Origin of the sequence: Kitasatospora griseola, from assembly GCF_014648555.1 — a bacterium.
Lineage (GTDB): Bacteria > Actinomycetota > Actinomycetes > Streptomycetales > Streptomycetaceae > Kitasatospora > Kitasatospora griseola.
The window spans coordinates 757-1,098 of the sequence record NZ_BMRI01000103.1; the positions used below are offsets into that span (position 1 = coordinate 757).

Consider the following 342-nt stretch of genomic DNA (forward strand, 5'->3'; position numbering starts at 1 on the left):
TTCGCGCTCGGCGGCGTCGCGGCGCTCCTGCGCGGAGTGGTTCTCGCGCAGCATCAGCAGGTCGTGCTCACGCTGCTCACGGTCGCGCTCACGCCGGCGCTCGTCGGCCTCACGGGCGAGACGCGCGGCATCCGCGGCCGCGGCTTTCTGCTCGGCCCGGGCCTTCTCCTGCGCCTGCTCGGCGAGCCGCCGGCGCTCCTCCCGCTCGGTGCGCTCATGGGCCTCGCGGGCGGCCACGGCGCGGGCGATCGCCCGCCGGTAGGCCAGCGAGGTCTCCGCCGTGACGATCAGCAGCAGCGGCGCGACCGCATGGACCGCAACCCCGACCAAGTCCTTTGCCAG

At 75.4% G+C, this 342-nt stretch carries 1 pseudogene; it reads right to left on the reverse strand.

Going from position 1 to position 342, the window contains the following annotated elements:
* Positions 1-330, reverse strand: a pseudogene (locus tag IEZ12_RS39905) (DUF2637 domain-containing protein); the annotation flags it as partial.
* Between the last annotated feature and the right edge of the window lie 12 nt (positions 331-342).